This window comes from Microbacterium altimontanum, assembly GCF_058349865.2.
The window spans coordinates 413082-426669 of sequence record NZ_JBYRJB020000004.1; the positions used below are offsets into that span (position 1 = coordinate 413082).

Annotated in this window: 16 protein-coding genes; all 16 read left to right on the forward strand. The window is 72.9% G+C overall.

All coding sequences use genetic code 11. The features are described 5' to 3' along the window. Position 1: 1 nt before the first annotated feature. The 16 genes from gmk (at position 2) to trpA (ending at position 13587) form a co-directional block, all read left to right on the forward strand. Complete coding sequence (gmk, locus tag AC3RX1_RS09415; RefSeq protein WP_491500967.1) at positions 2-898, forward strand: guanylate kinase; 897 nt, start codon at positions 2-4, stop codon at positions 896-898. Positions 899-954: 56 nt separating this feature from the next. After that, on the forward strand, positions 955-1209 hold the full coding sequence (gene rpoZ / locus AC3RX1_RS09420; RefSeq protein ID WP_491500968.1) for a DNA-directed RNA polymerase subunit omega: 255 nt from the start codon (positions 955-957) through the stop codon (positions 1207-1209). Positions 1210-1297: 88 nt separating this feature from the next. After that, complete coding sequence (gene metK, locus AC3RX1_RS09425; protein WP_491500969.1) at positions 1298-2491, forward strand: methionine adenosyltransferase; 1194 nt, start codon at positions 1298-1300, stop codon at positions 2489-2491. 1 nt (position 2492) lies between these two features. Then, positions 2493-4478 carry a primosomal protein N' family DNA-binding protein gene (locus AC3RX1_RS09430; RefSeq protein ID WP_491500970.1) on the forward strand — a complete coding sequence of 662 codons (1986 nt, stop codon included), beginning with the start codon at positions 2493-2495 and terminating at the stop codon, positions 4476-4478. 29 nt (positions 4479-4507) lie between these two features. Next, positions 4508-5428: a methionyl-tRNA formyltransferase gene (gene fmt / locus AC3RX1_RS09435; RefSeq protein ID WP_491500971.1), complete on the forward strand. Its 921-nt coding sequence runs from the start codon at positions 4508-4510 to the stop codon at positions 5426-5428. Beyond that, positions 5425-6792 (forward strand): RsmB/NOP family class I SAM-dependent RNA methyltransferase, encoded by a 1368-nt coding sequence (locus tag AC3RX1_RS09440; protein WP_491500972.1) that lies wholly within the window; start codon positions 5425-5427, stop codon positions 6790-6792. The genes fmt and AC3RX1_RS09440 overlap by 4 nt, the downstream gene beginning before the upstream one ends. A gap of 28 nt (positions 6793-6820) precedes the next feature. Next, positions 6821-7492, forward strand: a complete 672-nt coding sequence (rpe, locus tag AC3RX1_RS09445; RefSeq protein WP_491500973.1) for a ribulose-phosphate 3-epimerase — start codon at positions 6821-6823, stop codon at positions 7490-7492. Positions 7493-7631: 139 nt separating this feature from the next. Then, positions 7632-7895, forward strand: a complete 264-nt coding sequence (locus AC3RX1_RS09450; protein ID WP_491501013.1) for a phosphoribosyl-ATP diphosphatase — start codon at positions 7632-7634, stop codon at positions 7893-7895. A 41-nt stretch (positions 7896-7936) separates the two neighbouring features. After that, positions 7937-8779, forward strand: coding sequence for an ATP phosphoribosyltransferase (gene hisG, locus AC3RX1_RS09455; RefSeq protein ID WP_491500974.1), 843 nt, complete (start codon positions 7937-7939; stop codon positions 8777-8779). Next, a complete protein-coding gene (hisF, locus tag AC3RX1_RS09460) occupies positions 8779-9555 on the forward strand; it encodes an imidazole glycerol phosphate synthase subunit HisF (protein ID WP_491500975.1) in 777 nt (258 codons plus the stop codon). The genes hisG and hisF overlap by 1 nt, the downstream gene beginning before the upstream one ends. Continuing rightward, on the forward strand, positions 9552-9911 hold the full coding sequence (hisI, locus tag AC3RX1_RS09465; RefSeq protein WP_491500976.1) for a phosphoribosyl-AMP cyclohydrolase: 360 nt from the start codon (positions 9552-9554) through the stop codon (positions 9909-9911). The genes hisF and hisI overlap by 4 nt, the downstream gene beginning before the upstream one ends. Beyond that, complete coding sequence (locus AC3RX1_RS09470; RefSeq protein WP_491500977.1) at positions 9908-10507, forward strand: Trp biosynthesis-associated membrane protein; 600 nt, start codon at positions 9908-9910, stop codon at positions 10505-10507. The genes hisI and AC3RX1_RS09470 overlap by 4 nt, the downstream gene beginning before the upstream one ends. Positions 10508-10554: 47 nt before the next feature. Beyond that, positions 10555-10785 carry a DUF6704 family protein gene (locus AC3RX1_RS09475; RefSeq protein ID WP_491500978.1) on the forward strand — a complete coding sequence of 77 codons (231 nt, stop codon included), beginning with the start codon at positions 10555-10557 and terminating at the stop codon, positions 10783-10785. Between the two features lie 2 nt (positions 10786-10787). Beyond that, positions 10788-11576 carry an indole-3-glycerol phosphate synthase TrpC gene (gene trpC, locus AC3RX1_RS09480; RefSeq protein WP_491500979.1) on the forward strand — a complete coding sequence of 263 codons (789 nt, stop codon included), beginning with the start codon at positions 10788-10790 and terminating at the stop codon, positions 11574-11576. Next, the gene (trpB, locus tag AC3RX1_RS09485; protein WP_491500980.1) at positions 11573-12784 is read left to right on the forward strand and encodes a tryptophan synthase subunit beta; all 1212 of its coding nucleotides are present in this window, start codon (positions 11573-11575) and stop codon (positions 12782-12784) included. Before trpC ends, trpB begins: the two co-directional genes overlap by 4 nt. Beyond that, positions 12781-13587 carry a tryptophan synthase subunit alpha gene (trpA, locus tag AC3RX1_RS09490; protein ID WP_491500981.1) on the forward strand — a complete coding sequence of 269 codons (807 nt, stop codon included), beginning with the start codon at positions 12781-12783 and terminating at the stop codon, positions 13585-13587. Before trpB ends, trpA begins: the two co-directional genes overlap by 4 nt. Position 13588: the final 1 nt, after the last annotated feature.

Sequence of the window (13588 nt, forward strand, 5' to 3'; positions counted from 1 at the left end):
CGTGGTCGACGCACAGCATCCCCCCGAGGTCGACCGGGTCGCCGCGTCGCAGAAGGCGATCGCGGCCCGGCGCGCCCGGGCGAGCCTCAAGCGCGACATCGCCACCCGCGTCGCCTCGCCTCAGGAAGTCGTGCGCCGGGCCCGCGCCGACACCTCCTCGGCGGCCGGCACGCTGCGCGTCACCGAGTTCCTCACGGCCCTCCCCGCGATCGGCGAGGGAAAGCGCGACCGCATCCTCGCCGAGCTGGAGATCTCGCCGGTCAAGCGGCTGGGCGGACTGGGTGTGCGGCAGCTGCGTGCGCTCGGCAGCTGGCTGGACGGCCGCTTCCCCCAGCCCGAACCGCGGTCGCAGCGCAGCCGGCTGCTCGTGCTCGCCGGTCCGACCGCCGTCGGCAAGGGCACCGTCGCGGCCCAGATCAGGGCCGCGCACCCGGAGATCCTCCTGTCCGTCTCTGCCACGACACGGTCTCCCCGGCCCGGGGAGGTGGACGGCGAGCACTACTTCTTCGTCGACGACGCCGAGTTCGACCGCATGGTCGCCGACGGCGAACTCCTCGAGCACGCCACCGTGCACAACAAGCACCGCTACGGCACTCCGCGGCGCCCGATCGAGGACGCGATGGCCGCCGGACGCACGGTCCTCCTCGAGATCGACCTGCAGGGCGCCCGGCAGGTCCACGCCGCGGATCCGTCGGCCACGCTGGTGTTCCTGCTCCCGCCCAGCTGGGACGAGCTGGTGAACCGCCTCGTCGGGCGGGGCACGGAAGACGACGAAGAGCGTGCCCGGCGCCTGCGCACCGCGAGGACGGAGCTCGCGGCGCAGGCGGAGTTCGACTACCGCGTCGTCAACGACGACGTGGCGCGCGCCGCGGCCGAGGTCGCATCGCTCGCACAGTGAAGCCGCACGCGCGCCGGGTAGAATGACGAGCACAGGACTTAACCAGGAGGTTTCCCATGGCCGGTAGCAACCAGGGCATCATCGACCCGCCCATCGACAATCTGCTCGACAAGGTCGACTCCAAGTACCAGCTCGTCATCTACGCATCCAAGCGGGCGCGGCAGATCAACGACTACTACTCCGACCTGCACGAGGGCAACCTCTTCGACAACGTCGGGCCGCTCGTCGACTCCACGGTCGAGGACAAGCCGCTGACGATCGCGCTCCACGAGATCAACGAAGACAAGCTCCGCCTCCGCCAGGCCGAGTAACCCTGAGTCATCCAGTGCCCCCAGCGTCCGCCGTGTCGGCGGCTGGGGGCATACTGGTGCCCGTCCACCCCTCGACCCTGGGAGCACAATGACGCCGCTGCGCCTGTTCACGTCCGAGTCCGTCACCGAGGGGCACCCCGACAAGATCTGCGACCAGATCTCCGACAGCATCCTCGACGTGCTCATCGCGAAGGACCCGGGCAGCCGCGTGGCGGTCGAGACGTTGGTGACGACGGGGCTCGTGCACGTCGCCGGCGAGGTCCGCACGGAGGCGTGGGCGGATGTGCCCGGCACCGTGCGCGACGTCGTGAACCGCATCGGCTACACGTCGAGCGAGACCGGGTTCGACGGGGATTCGTGCGGGGTGAGCGTGTCCATCGGGGAGCAGTCCGGCGACATCGCGGCCGGCGTCGACCGCGCCCTCGAGCACCGTGACGACGGCTCCACCGACCCCAACGACGAACTCGGCGCCGGCGACCAGGGCATCATGTTCGGCTACGCGACGACCGAGACGCCGCAGCTCATGCCGATCACGGCATGGACGGCGCACCGGCTGGCCGAGCGCCTCACGCAGGCGCGTCGCACCGAGGCGCTGCCGTTCCTGCGGCCCGACGGCAAGACCCAGGTCACCGTCGGGTTCGACGGCGACGTGCCGCGCACGATCGAGACCGTCGTGCTGTCGACCCAGCATCATCCGGAGATCTCGATGGCGGCGCTGCGTGCCGCCGTCCGGGCCGAGGTGATCGACCCGATCCTCGAGACCACGGGTCTCGACGCGTCGCGCGCCGAATACTTCATCAACCCCGCCGGCCCCTTCGTCACGGGCGGCCCGAAGGGCGACGCCGGCCTCACCGGCCGCAAGATCATCATCGACACGTACGGGGGAGCGGCACGCCACGGCGGCGGCGCGTTCAGCGGAAAGGACCCCTCGAAGGTCGACCGCTCCGGCGCCTACGCGATGCGGTGGGTCGCGAAGAACGCCGTGGCCGCGGGCTTCGCGTCGCGGCTCGAGCTGCAGGTCGCGTACGCGATCGGCAAGGCGAGCCCCGTCGGCCTGTACGTCGAGACGTTCGGCACCGGCACCCTGCCCGACGAGACGATCACGCGCGCGATCCGCGACGTCTTCGACCTGCGTCCGCGCGCCATCATCGAGCAGCTCGACCTGCTGCGCCCGATCTATGCGCAGACGGCGGCCTACGGCCACTTCGGCCGTGAGCTGCCCGACTTCACCTGGGAGCGGACCGACCGCGTCGACGAGCTGCGCCGCGCCGCCGGGATCTGACATGGCCGCGCGCCGCGTCGCACGCGTGCTCGTGGACTCGCCCCTGCCGCAGCTCGATCGGCTGTTCGATTACGCCGTGCCCGACGAGCTGCGTGCGGATGCCGCGGCGGGAGTGCGCGTGAAGGTGCCGCTGCGCTCCGCCGGACGCGTCGTCGACGGGTATATCGTCGAGCTCGCCGACGACGACCCCGCCGACCGTCCGCTGTCCGAGATCGACGCCGTCGTCTCGCCCGTGGAGGTGCTGCCCGCTCGCCTCTACGCCCTCGCCCGGCGGGTGGCCGACCGCGCCGCCGGCGGGGCGAACGACGTGCTCCGCCTTGCCATCCCCAGGCGCATGGTGCGCGCCGAGAAGTCGTGGGCGACCGGTGACGCCCCTGCCGCGCCTCAGGTCGACGACGCGCAGGAGCAGCGTGCGCGCACGGTGCTCGACGCGTTCCCCGGACTCGCCGATCTCCTGACCGCGCGCGGCCGCGCGGCCGTGGACGCCCCTCCGCATCCCGCGCCGCTTCCCGACGGCGCCGACGTCGGCTCCTGGGCCGTGCTGCTGGCCGCCGCCGCCACGCACTCCCTGCATGCCGGACGCAGCGCCATCCTCGTCGCCCCCGACCACCGCGATCTCGACCAGCTCGAGGCGGCACTCGCATCCTTCGTCCCCACCGATGCCATCGTGCGCGTCGACGCCGCACAGTCGGGCCCGCGCCGCTACGCCGCCTACCTGCGCACGCTGGCGGAGGTCCCCTGCATCGTGATCGGGAACCGCTCGGCCGTGTACGCACCCGTGCACGAGCTCGGCCTGCTCGCGATCTGGGACGACGGCGACTCCCTGCTCAGCGAGCCGCTGAGCCCCGGCGTGCATCCGCGGGACGCCGCGCTCGTGCGACAGGAGCTCGAACCGTGCGCGCTGGTGTTCGCCGGGCACACCCGCTCCACCGACGTGCAGCGGCTCGTCGACGCCCGATGGGTCCGCGATCTGGCCCCTGCCCGCCGATCGTCGCCGCGCGTCGTGCTCTCGGCGACGAAGGAGGGCGAGTCCCGCGGATCACGCGTGCCGTCGGCGGCCTTCGCCGCGGCGCGGGAAGCACTGCGGGAGGGCCCCGTGCTTGTGCAGGTCTCGCGTCCGGGCTTCGCGCCGACCCTGGTGTGCGCGGAGTGTCGCCGGCCGGCCCGCTGCACCACGTGCGGCGGACCGCTGCACGCCCGGCGCCACGGTGCGGTGCCGGAGTGCACGTGGTGCGGCCGCTCGGCGCACGGATGGACGTGCGGGAACTGCGGCTCCACCCGCGTGCGCATGGCCTCGGCGGGGAGCGAGCGCACCGCCGACGAGCTCGGCCGGGCGTTCCCCGGCACGCGCGTCATCGTCGCCGACGGAGAGCACCCGGTCGCGCGCGTGGGCGCCCAGCCCGCGCTCGTCATCGCGACGCGCGGCGCCGAGCCGATCGCAGCCGGGGGGTACCGTGCGGTGCTGCTGCTCGACGGCGACCGGATGCTGCAGGCCGACGACCTTCGGATCGGAGAGTCGTGCCTGCGCTGGTGGTCGAACGCCGCCGCTCTGGCGGCACCTGGGTCCCCGGTGCACCTCGTGGGCGTCGCCGGGCCCGTCGCCCGTGCACTCGCCACGTGGACGCAGCCGGCCTACGCCCGCGCCGAGCTGGCCGAACGGGCGCCGCTGCTCATGCCGCCGGCGGTGCGCGTCGCGGCCGTGGAGGGGACGAGGACGGAGGTCGAGGCCGCCCTCGCCGCCGTGCGCGATGCTGTCCCCGCGCTCGGACCCGACGCGGTGCTCGGGCCGGTGCCGGTCGACGGCGCCGATGCGGCGGCGCGCGCGCTCGTCCGGTTCGGCTACGCCCACGGCCGGGCAGTCGCGGAGGCGCTGCGCGGCGCCGTCGTCACGGCTGCGCTGCGCACCCGCCGGCCGGCGAAGGGCAAGCCGGCAGGACCGCGCAATACACTCAAAGTGCGCGCCGATGTGCTCGATCCCGAGCTGTGATGCCCCGCGCTGACATTCTGAGGAGAACCATGCGCCTCGTGTTCGCCGGCACCCCCGAGGTCGCCGTGCCCGCTCTGCAGCGGCTCGCCGCATCCGATCACGAGATCATCGCCGTCGTGACACGGCCCGATGCGCCGCAGGGCAGGAAGCGCACGCTCACGCCGTCCCCCGTGGCGACCGCCGCCGCCGAGCTCGGCCTCGCCGTCGTGAAGGCCGCGCGCCTCGCCGGCGACGTCACCGCCACACTGCAGGACCTGCGCCCCGAGCTCGGCGTCGTCGTCGCCTACGGCGGACTGGTGCGTGAGCCGCTGCTGTCGGCGCCTGAGCACGGCTGGATCAACCTGCACTTCTCGCTGCTGCCGCGCTGGCGCGGGGCGGCGCCCGTGCAGCATTCCCTCATCGCCGGGGAGCGGACCACCGGCGCGAGCGTGTTCCGCCTCGTTGCGGCCCTCGACGCCGGTGACGTGCTCGGTGAGCTGCGCTACGACGTGCCGCCGCTGGCGACGGCGGCGGACGTGCTCGACGCGCTCGCGCACCGTGGCGCGCACCTCCTGACGCAGGTCGTAGGCGAGATCGCGACGGGCACCGCCACCGCGACGCCCCAGAGCGGCGCGGCCACCCTCGCGCCGAAGCTCACGATCGATGACGCGCGACTGCAGTGGGATGAGCCGGCGGCGCGCGTCCTCGCGCGCTGGCAGGGCACGACGCCCGAACCCGGCGCGTTCACGACGGTCGCCGGCATGCGAGTGAAGGTCCTCGCGCTGCGCCCGGGCGACCGGGCGGGCGGGCTGGCCCCCGGACGCATCGCGCAGGACGGCCGCGACATCCTCATCGGCACCGCCGACGATCCCGTCATCGTCGAGCGCGTGCAGCCGGCCGGCAAGTCTGCGATGGACGCCGGCGACTGGTGGCGCGGCCTGCGGGCCGGCGAACCGGTGGCCGGCTCGTGACGGCAGCGACGGCACGGGGAGTCGCCTACGACACCCTCCGGGCTGTGCACGCCGACGATGCGTACGCGAACCTCCTGCTTCCGCGGCTCATCGACCGCGCGGGGCTCAGCGGCGCCGACGCCGCCCTCGCCACCGAGCTGGCGTACGGCACGCTACGACGCCAGGCGACCTACGATGCGGTGATCGCGGCAGCCGCCGACCGTCCCGCCGCCCAGATCGACCCGGCGGTGCTCGACGCCCTGCGTCTCGGCGTGCACCAGCTCATGTCGACGCGCATCGCCTCGCACGCGGCGGTGAACGAGACGGTGCAGCTCGTCCGCGACGGCGCCGGGCGACCAGCTGCCGGGTTCGCGAACGCCGTGCTGCGACGCGTGTCCCGCGACACGCCGGGGGAGTGGCTCGCCCTCGTCGAGCGGTCGGCGCGCTCCGACGACGAGCGGCTCGCGCTGCGCACGGCGCATCCGGTCTGGGTGATCCGGGCGATGCGCCGGGCATTGGCCGCCGAGGGGCGCGGCGACGAGCTCGATGCGCTGCTGCAGGCCGACAACGCCGCGCCGCGCGTGACGATGGCCGCCCTGCCAGGCGTCGCGGAACTGCCCGATGACGCGGCGCGCACGCCGTACTCGCCGTTCGGCTTCCAGGCCGGGGCAGGCGACCCCGAGCCGCTCGTGCGCGGCTCGAACGGCGGCCTGCGCGTGCAGGACGAAGGATCGCAGCTGGCCGCGCTCGCCCTGACCCGCGCGCTGCCGGTCCGGCCCGGCGAGCGCTGGCTCGACCTGTGCGCGGGCCCGGGCGGAAAGACGGCGATCCTCGCGGCGGAGGCGCTCGCGCACGGTGCGCGCCTCGAAGCGAACGAACTCGTGCCGGCGCGCGCGGGGCTCGTGCGGCGCGCGCTGGAGGCGGTGCCGCTTCCCGTGTCCGTGTCCGAGGAGGACGGCCGGGTCCGCGGCGGCGAGGAGGCCGGCGCGTACGACCGCATCCTGGTGGACGCGCCCTGCACGGGGCTCGGCGCGCTGCGGCGCCGGCCGGAGGCGCGATGGCGCAAGACGCCCGCCGATGTGCCCGAGCTCACGGCCCTGCAGACCGAGCTCGTGTCGGCGGCGATCACCGGCCTCGCCCCCGGCGGCATCGTGGCGTACGTGACGTGCTCGCCGCACCTGGCCGAGACCACCGGGGTGCTGGCGGAGGTCCATCGCCGGCACGGCGACGCGATCGAGGAGCTCGACGCCCGCGCCGTGCTGCAGACGATCGCCCGCGCGCCGATGGATCTTCCCGCTCCCGCCGACGGCTCGGGGCGTGCTCAGCTCTGGCCGCACCGTCACGGCACCGACGCGATGTTCATCAGCCTGCTGCGCCGGCGCTGACCGCCGGGCCGCCCGACATAATGGGGGCGTGCCCCACACCGCCCCGCGCATCAACCCGAGCATCCTCGCCGCCGACTTCGTCAACATGCAGGCCGAGCTCGGCCGCATCGCCGCGGCGGACTTCGTCCACGTCGACGTCATGGACAACCACTTCGTCCCCAACCTGACGTTCGGTCCGCAGATGGTCGAGCGCATCCAGGCGACCAGTCCCGTCCCGCTCGACGTGCACCTCATGATCGACGACCCCGACCGGTGGGCTCCCGGTTACGCCGAGCTCGGCGCCGCATCCGTCACGTTCCACCTCGAGGCCGCCGCCGACCCGAGGGGGCTCGCCCGCCGGCTGCGGGAGATCGGCGCCCGCGCCGGCGTCGCCGTCAAGCCCGCGACCGGCATCGAGACGCTGCGGGAGCTCATGGACGACGTCGACCAGATCCTCGTCATGACGGTCGAGCCGGGTTTCGGCGGCCAGTCGTTCATGCCCGAGACGATGCCGAAGCTGCGTGCCCTCACCGACGAGGCGCGCCGTCGCGGCTCGTCGGTGTGGCTGCAGGTCGACGGGGGGATCTCCGAGTCCACGATCGCGCAGGCGGCGGAAGCCGGAGCCGATACGTTCGTGGCCGGCTCGGCGGTCTTCGGCGCCGACGATCCCGTCGCCGCCATCGCCGCGCTGCGCTCCACCGCCGCCGCGCACCGCCACTGAGGGACCCTTCGCCTGTCGCGAATCGACCTTCCTGCGCCCATCGACGGTCGATTTGCGACAGGCGAGCGGTCCGGGTGGGGGTGCAGCGCGGCGTCGACATCCGGTCCGAGCCGGGCCGGGGGACCGGTACCCTGGCATGGTGAAGACGTTCGACGCGCTGTTCGACGAGCTCGCCGCGAAAGCGGCCGACCGTCCCGCCGGCTCCGGTACCGTGGCGGAGCTCGACGCGGGGGTGCACGCGATCGGCAAGAAGATCGTCGAAGAGGCCGCCGAAGTCTGGATGGCCGCCGAGTACCAGTCGGACGACGAGGCGGCCGAGGAGATCTCGCAGCTGCTCTACCACCTGCAGGTCATGATGATCGCGAAGGGGCTGACGCTTCAGGACGTGTACCGACATCTGTGATGTCGCCGCCCGTTCCGCTCGCTCCCACAGAAAGACTCCGCATGCTGCGCATCGCCGTGCCCAACAAGGGCTCCCTCGCCGAGACGGCCGCCGAGATGCTCGCCGAAGCCGGATACACCGGCCGGCGCGACTCGAAGGACCTCCACGTCATCGATCCCGACAACGACGTGGAGTTCTTCTACCTGCGTCCGAAGGACATCGCCACCTACGTTGCCTCCGGAGCCCTGCACGTCGGCATCACCGGCCGCGACCTCCTGCTCGACGCGCGCCTCCCCGGGGCACGGGAGATCGAGGCCCTCGGCTTCGCGAACTCGACGTTCCGCTTCGCCGGCGAGCCCGGCCGCTTCTGTGATGTCGCGAGCCTCGACGGCGTGCGCATCGCGACGTCGTACCCCGGGCTCGTCGACTCGTTCCTCGATGGGCACGGGGTCGCCGTCGATCTCGTCCCGCTCGACGGTGCGGTGGAGTCGGCGGTCGAACTCGGCGTCGCCGACGCAATCGCCGACGTCGTCGAGACCGGCACGACGCTGCGTCAGGCGGGCCTCGAGGTCTTCGGCCCGCCGATCCTGCGCTCCGAGGCCGTGCTCATCGCCGGCCCGCAGGACGTGGACGGCACCGAGACGCTGCTGCGCCGGCTGCGCGGCGTGATGGTCGCCCGCCGCTACGTCCTCATCGACTACGACCTGCCCGTCCACCTCGTCGACCAGGCGGTGGCGATCGCCCCGGGCATCGAGTCCCCGACGATCTCGCCGCTGCGCGACCCCGAGTGGGTGGCGGTGCGCGTGCAGAGCCCGCGCAAGACCGTGAACCAGGTCATGGACGCGCTGTACGCGCTGGGCGCACGGGCGATCCTCGTCACGCCCATCCACGCGGCGAGGCTCTGATGACGCTCGCGACCCGTGTGATCCCGTGCCTGGATGTCGCGGCCGGCCGCGTCGTCAAGGGGGTGAACTTCGCGAATCTGCGCGACATGGGCGACCCGGTCGCCCTCGCGCGGGAGTACTTCGCGCAGGGCGCCGACGAACTGACCTTCCTCGACGTGACCGCCACCGTCGACGACCGCGCCACGACGTACGACGTCGTCCGCCGCACGGCCGAGCAGGTGTTCATCCCGCTCACCGTCGGCGGAGGGGTGCGGTCGGTCGACGACGTCGCACGACTGCAGTCGGTGGGTGCCGACAAGGTCGGCGTGAACTCCGCTGCGATCGCCCGCCCCGCGCTGATCGACGAGATCGCCGACCGGTTCGGCGCGCAGGTGCTCGTGCTCTCGCTCGACGTCAAGCGGGCGGGCGCCACCGCCTCCGGCTTCGTCGTGACGACACACGGCGGCCGCGTCGAGACCGAGCTCGACGCGCTCGCCTGGGCACGCGAGGCCATCGAACGCGGCGCCGGAGAGCTGCTGGTGAACTCGATCGACGCCGACGGGACGAAGGCGGGCTTCGACCTCGAGCTCATCGGGCTCATGCGGGAGCTGTCGTCGGCGCCCGTGATCGCGTCCGGCGGCGCCGGGGCCGTCGACGACTTCGCGCCCGCCGTGCGCGCCGGGGCCGACGCCGTGCTCGCGGCATCCGTCTTCCACTCCGGCCAGCTCACGATCGGCGCCGTGAAGGATGCCCTCGCGGCGGACGGCATCCCCGTGCGGAAGGAGGCGGCCGCATGACGTCACCCATCGAGGAGCGCATCGCCCGCGTGGCCTTCAACGCCGACGGCCTGGTGCCTGCGGTCATCCAGCAGTGGGACACCGGCGAGGTGCTCATGCTCGGGTGGATGGATGCCGAGGCCCTGCGCCTCACGCTGACCGAGGGGCGTGTCACGTTCTGGTCGCGCTCCCGGCAGGAGTACTGGCGCAAGGGCGACACGTCGGGACACATCCAGCTCGTGCGCGGAGTGCGGCTCGACTGCGACGGCGACACCCTCCTCGTCACGGTGCAGCAGATCGGTGCGGCCTGTCACACCGGCGATCGCACGTGCTTCGACGCCGTCGACCTCGAACCGGTGATCGGAGGCAGCCCGTGACGGCTCGCGCCCGGCTCCTGAGCGTCGTGGTCGTCGTGCTCTGCGGCGCGCTCGGCGTCATGTCGTCGACGCAGACGTGGTTGACGGTCGCTCTGACCGGCGCCGCCGCCCACGACCTCACCGTCTCCGGCGCGGCCGCCATCCCCGTGCTGGCCCCGCTCAGCCTCGCCGTGCTCGCGCTCGGTGCGGCGCTCTCGATCGTCGGACCTGTGCTCCGGTACGTGTTCGGCGCCCTCGCCGTCGTCATCGCGGTCGCGCAGGGACTGCTCACCGCGCAGGTCGCGTTCACGCATCCCGTGAGCGCCGTCGCCCGCACGGTGACCGACGCGACGGGCATCACCGGCGACGAATCAGTCGCCGGGCTCGTCGCCACGATCACCCCCAGCGCCTGGCCCCTGGTCACGCTCGCCGTGTGGATCGTGCTGCTGGCCGCCGGCGTCTTCGTCCTCGTCACCGCACGGCGCTGGTCGACATCGGGGCGCAAGTACCGGACGGATGTCGCAGCCCGGCCGGCGACCGGCCCTCTCGACGCCGTCGACTCGTGGGACGACCTGTCACGGGGCGAGGATCCCACCGGCGAAGCGGACCCCCGCTAGACTCTCATCCGGACGCGTTTCGTCGCGTCAGCATACGAAGGAGCCCCATGAGCAACCCCATCGCCGACCCCGGTCACGGACACTCGCCGGCTGCCTGGACCGCGGTGATCATCATGCTGGTCGCGATCGCGATCGGCACCGTGGCCTTCTTCCTCGACGTGCCGTGGCTCGTGTGGGCGTGCGTCGCGCTCGCGGTCGTGGGGCTCATCGTCGGATGGGTGCTGGCGAAGGCGGGCTACGGCATCAACGGCCCGAAGTACACGGCCAAAGAGCATTGAGCATGCTCGCCGACCTCACGGCCGGCGCGGTCGAGGACGCCCGGAGCCGTCAGGCGCTGCGCTCGATCGCGGACGTCGAGGAGGCGGCCGCCGCACGACCGGCAGCGCTCGACGCCCGCGCCGCCCTCGCGCCCGCGGACCGCGTGAAGATCATCGCCGAGGTCAAGCGCGCCAGCCCCTCGCGCGGTGACCTCGCCGCGATCCCAGACCCGGCGCTGCAGGCGCGGCGCTACGAGGAGGGCGGTGCGTCCGCCATCTCGGTGCTGACCGAACAGCGGAGGTTCAAAGGATCGCTCGGCGACCTCGAAGCCGTCAAGGCCTCGGTCTCGCTGCCCGTGCTGCGCAAGGACTTCATCGCGACCGAGTACCAGGTGCTCGAGGCACGGGCGGCCGGAGCGGATCTCGTGCTGCTGATCGTGGCAGCCCTCGCGCAGCCCGAGCTGCAGCGACTGCATGCCCTCGTGCGCGAACTCGGCATGACGGCCCTCGTCGAGACGCATTCCGCGGAGGAGGTCGACCGCGCCGCCGATATCGGCGCACAGCTCATCGGCGTCAACGCGCGCGACCTGACGACGTTCGACCTCGACCGCGACCTGTTCGGGCGGCTCGTGGAGCGCATTCCCGCGGGTGCCGTCAAGATCGCGGAATCGGCCGTGCACACTCCCGCCGACGTGGCGCACTATCGCGCCGCCGGCGCCGACGTCGTCCTCATCGGGGAAGCGCTCGTCACCAGCGACCCGGTGGCGACGCTGCACTCGTTCCTGGGACCGACGCCGGAGGTGGACGCATGACGAATCTGCGGGAGGCCCGCGGGCCGTTCTTCGGCGAGTTCGGCGGCCGCTACATGCCCGAGTCGCTCATCGCGGCCATCGACGAGCTGACGGCCGTGTACGAGTCGGCGATCGACGACCCGGAGTTCCAAGCCGAGCTCACCGGCCTGCTGCACTCGTACGCCGGGCGTCCGTCGGCGCTGACCGAGGTGCCCCGGTTCGCCGAGCACGCGGGCGGCGCGCGGGTGTTCCTCAAGCGCGAGGACCTCAACCACACCGGCTCGCACAAGATCAACAACGTGCTCGGGCAGGCCCTGCTCACGAAGCGTCTCGGCAAGACGCGGGTCATCGCCGAGACCGGCGCCGGCCAGCACGGCGTGGCCACCGCGACGGCGGCCGCCCTGTTCGGCTTCGACTGCACGATCTACATGGGCGAGGTCGACACGCAGCGGCAGGCGCTGAATGTCGCCCGGATGCGTCTGCTCGGCGCCGAGGTCGTCCCGGTGAGGACCGGCTCGCGCACCCTCAAGGACGCGATCAACGACGCGTACCGCGACTGGGTCGCGAGCGTCGAGACGACGAACTACATCTTCGGCACCGCGGCGGGTCCGCATCCGTTCCCGGCGATGGTCCGCGACTTCCAGAAGATCATCGGCGAGGAGGCGCGGGCCCAGCTGCTCGACGAGGCCGGACGCCTGCCCGACGCCGTCGTCGCGTGCGTCGGCGGAGGATCCAACGCCATCGGCATGTTCGACGCGTTCCTCGATGACGAGGGGGTGCGTCTCTACGGCGTGGAGGCCGCCGGCGACGGCGTCGACACCCCGCGTCACGCCGCCTCGATCGAGCGCGGGCGGCCCGGGGTGCTCCACGGCGCGAAGACCTACGTCCTGCAGGACGAGGACGGCCAGACGATCGAGTCCCACTCGATCTCCGCGGGCCTCGACTATCCGGGCGTCGGCCCGGAGCACGCCTGGCTCGCGTCCATCGGCCGAGCCGAGTACATCCCCGCCACCGACGACGAGGCGATGCAGGCGCTGCGCCTGCTCAGCGCGACGGAGGGCATCATCCCCGCGATCGAGTCGGCCCACGCCCTCGCCGGCGCCCTGCGCATCGGACGCGAGCTGGGCCCCGACGCGGTGATCGCCGTGTCGCTGAGCGGCCGCGGAGACAAGGACATGGACACCGCCGCCCGCTACTTCGGGCTCTACGACGAGGGAGCCGTCGGATGACCTCGCGTGTGGCAGCCGCGATCGATGCCGCCCACGCCGACGGACGAGGGGTGCTCATCGGCTACCTGCCGCTCGGCTACCCCGATCTGCGCACCGGCATCGAGGCCGCCGTCGCCCTCGCCGAGGGCGGCGCCGACATCCTCGAGCTCGGGCCCCCGTACTCCGACCCGGTGATGGACGGCACCGTGATCCAGGAGGCCGCGCAGGCGTCGCTCGCCGGCGGCTTCAAGATCCGCGATCTGTTCCCCGCCGTGCGCGAGATCAGCAACCGCACGGGCGTGCCCGTGCTCGTGATGACTTACTGGAACCTGGTGCTGCAGTACGGCGTCGACCGGTTCGCGGACGACTTCGCCGCCGCAGGCGGTGCGGGGCTCATCACCCCCGACATCACGCCCGACGCGGCCGGGGAGTGGATCGCCGCGAGCGAGCGCACCGGGCTCGACCGCGTGTTCCTCGCGGCGCCGACATCCACCGACGAGCGGCTCGAGCTCATCGTCCGGCACAGCACCGGCTTCGTCTACACGGTGTCGACGATGGGCATCACGGGGGAGCGCGCCGAACTGGACGCCGCCGCCCGGACGCTCGTCGGACGACTGCGCGCACACGGTGCGCAGCGCTGCTGCGTGGGCATCGGCATCTCGAACGCCGAGCAGGTCGCCGCGACCCTGGAGTATGCCGACGGCGCGATCGTCGGCACTGCTCTCGTGCGCGCGCTGCGCGACGGCGGGGTGACCCAGCTCGCCGAGACCGCGCGGACCCTCGCGGCCGGCACCGCGCACGGGGCGCCGCACGCGAGCGCCTAGA

Bases quoted from the DNA above. Each gene is read 5' to 3' on its own strand.
- hisF (WP_491500975.1), top strand. From the start codon at position 8,779: ATGACGCTCGCGACCCGTGTGATCCCGTGCCTGGATGTCGCGGCCGGC.
- trpA (WP_491500981.1), top strand. From the start codon at position 12,781: ATGACCTCGCGTGTGGCAGCCGCGATCGATGCCGCCCACGCCGACGGA.
- hisI (WP_491500976.1), top strand. From the start codon at position 9,552: ATGACGTCACCCATCGAGGAGCGCATCGCCCGCGTGGCCTTCAACGCC.
- rpoZ (WP_491500968.1), top strand. From the start codon at position 955: ATGGCCGGTAGCAACCAGGGCATCATCGACCCGCCCATCGACAATCTG.
- fmt (WP_491500971.1), top strand. From the start codon at position 4,508: ATGCGCCTCGTGTTCGCCGGCACCCCCGAGGTCGCCGTGCCCGCTCTG.
- trpC (WP_491500979.1), top strand. From the start codon at position 10,788: ATGCTCGCCGACCTCACGGCCGGCGCGGTCGAGGACGCCCGGAGCCGT.
- hisG (WP_491500974.1), top strand. From the start codon at position 7,937: ATGCTGCGCATCGCCGTGCCCAACAAGGGCTCCCTCGCCGAGACGGCC.
- trpB (WP_491500980.1), top strand. From the start codon at position 11,573: ATGACGAATCTGCGGGAGGCCCGCGGGCCGTTCTTCGGCGAGTTCGGC.
- AC3RX1_RS09430 (WP_491500970.1), top strand. From the start codon at position 2,493: ATGGCCGCGCGCCGCGTCGCACGCGTGCTCGTGGACTCGCCCCTGCCG.
- AC3RX1_RS09475 (WP_491500978.1), top strand. From the start codon at position 10,555: ATGAGCAACCCCATCGCCGACCCCGGTCACGGACACTCGCCGGCTGCC.
- metK (WP_491500969.1), top strand. From the start codon at position 1,298: ATGACGCCGCTGCGCCTGTTCACGTCCGAGTCCGTCACCGAGGGGCAC.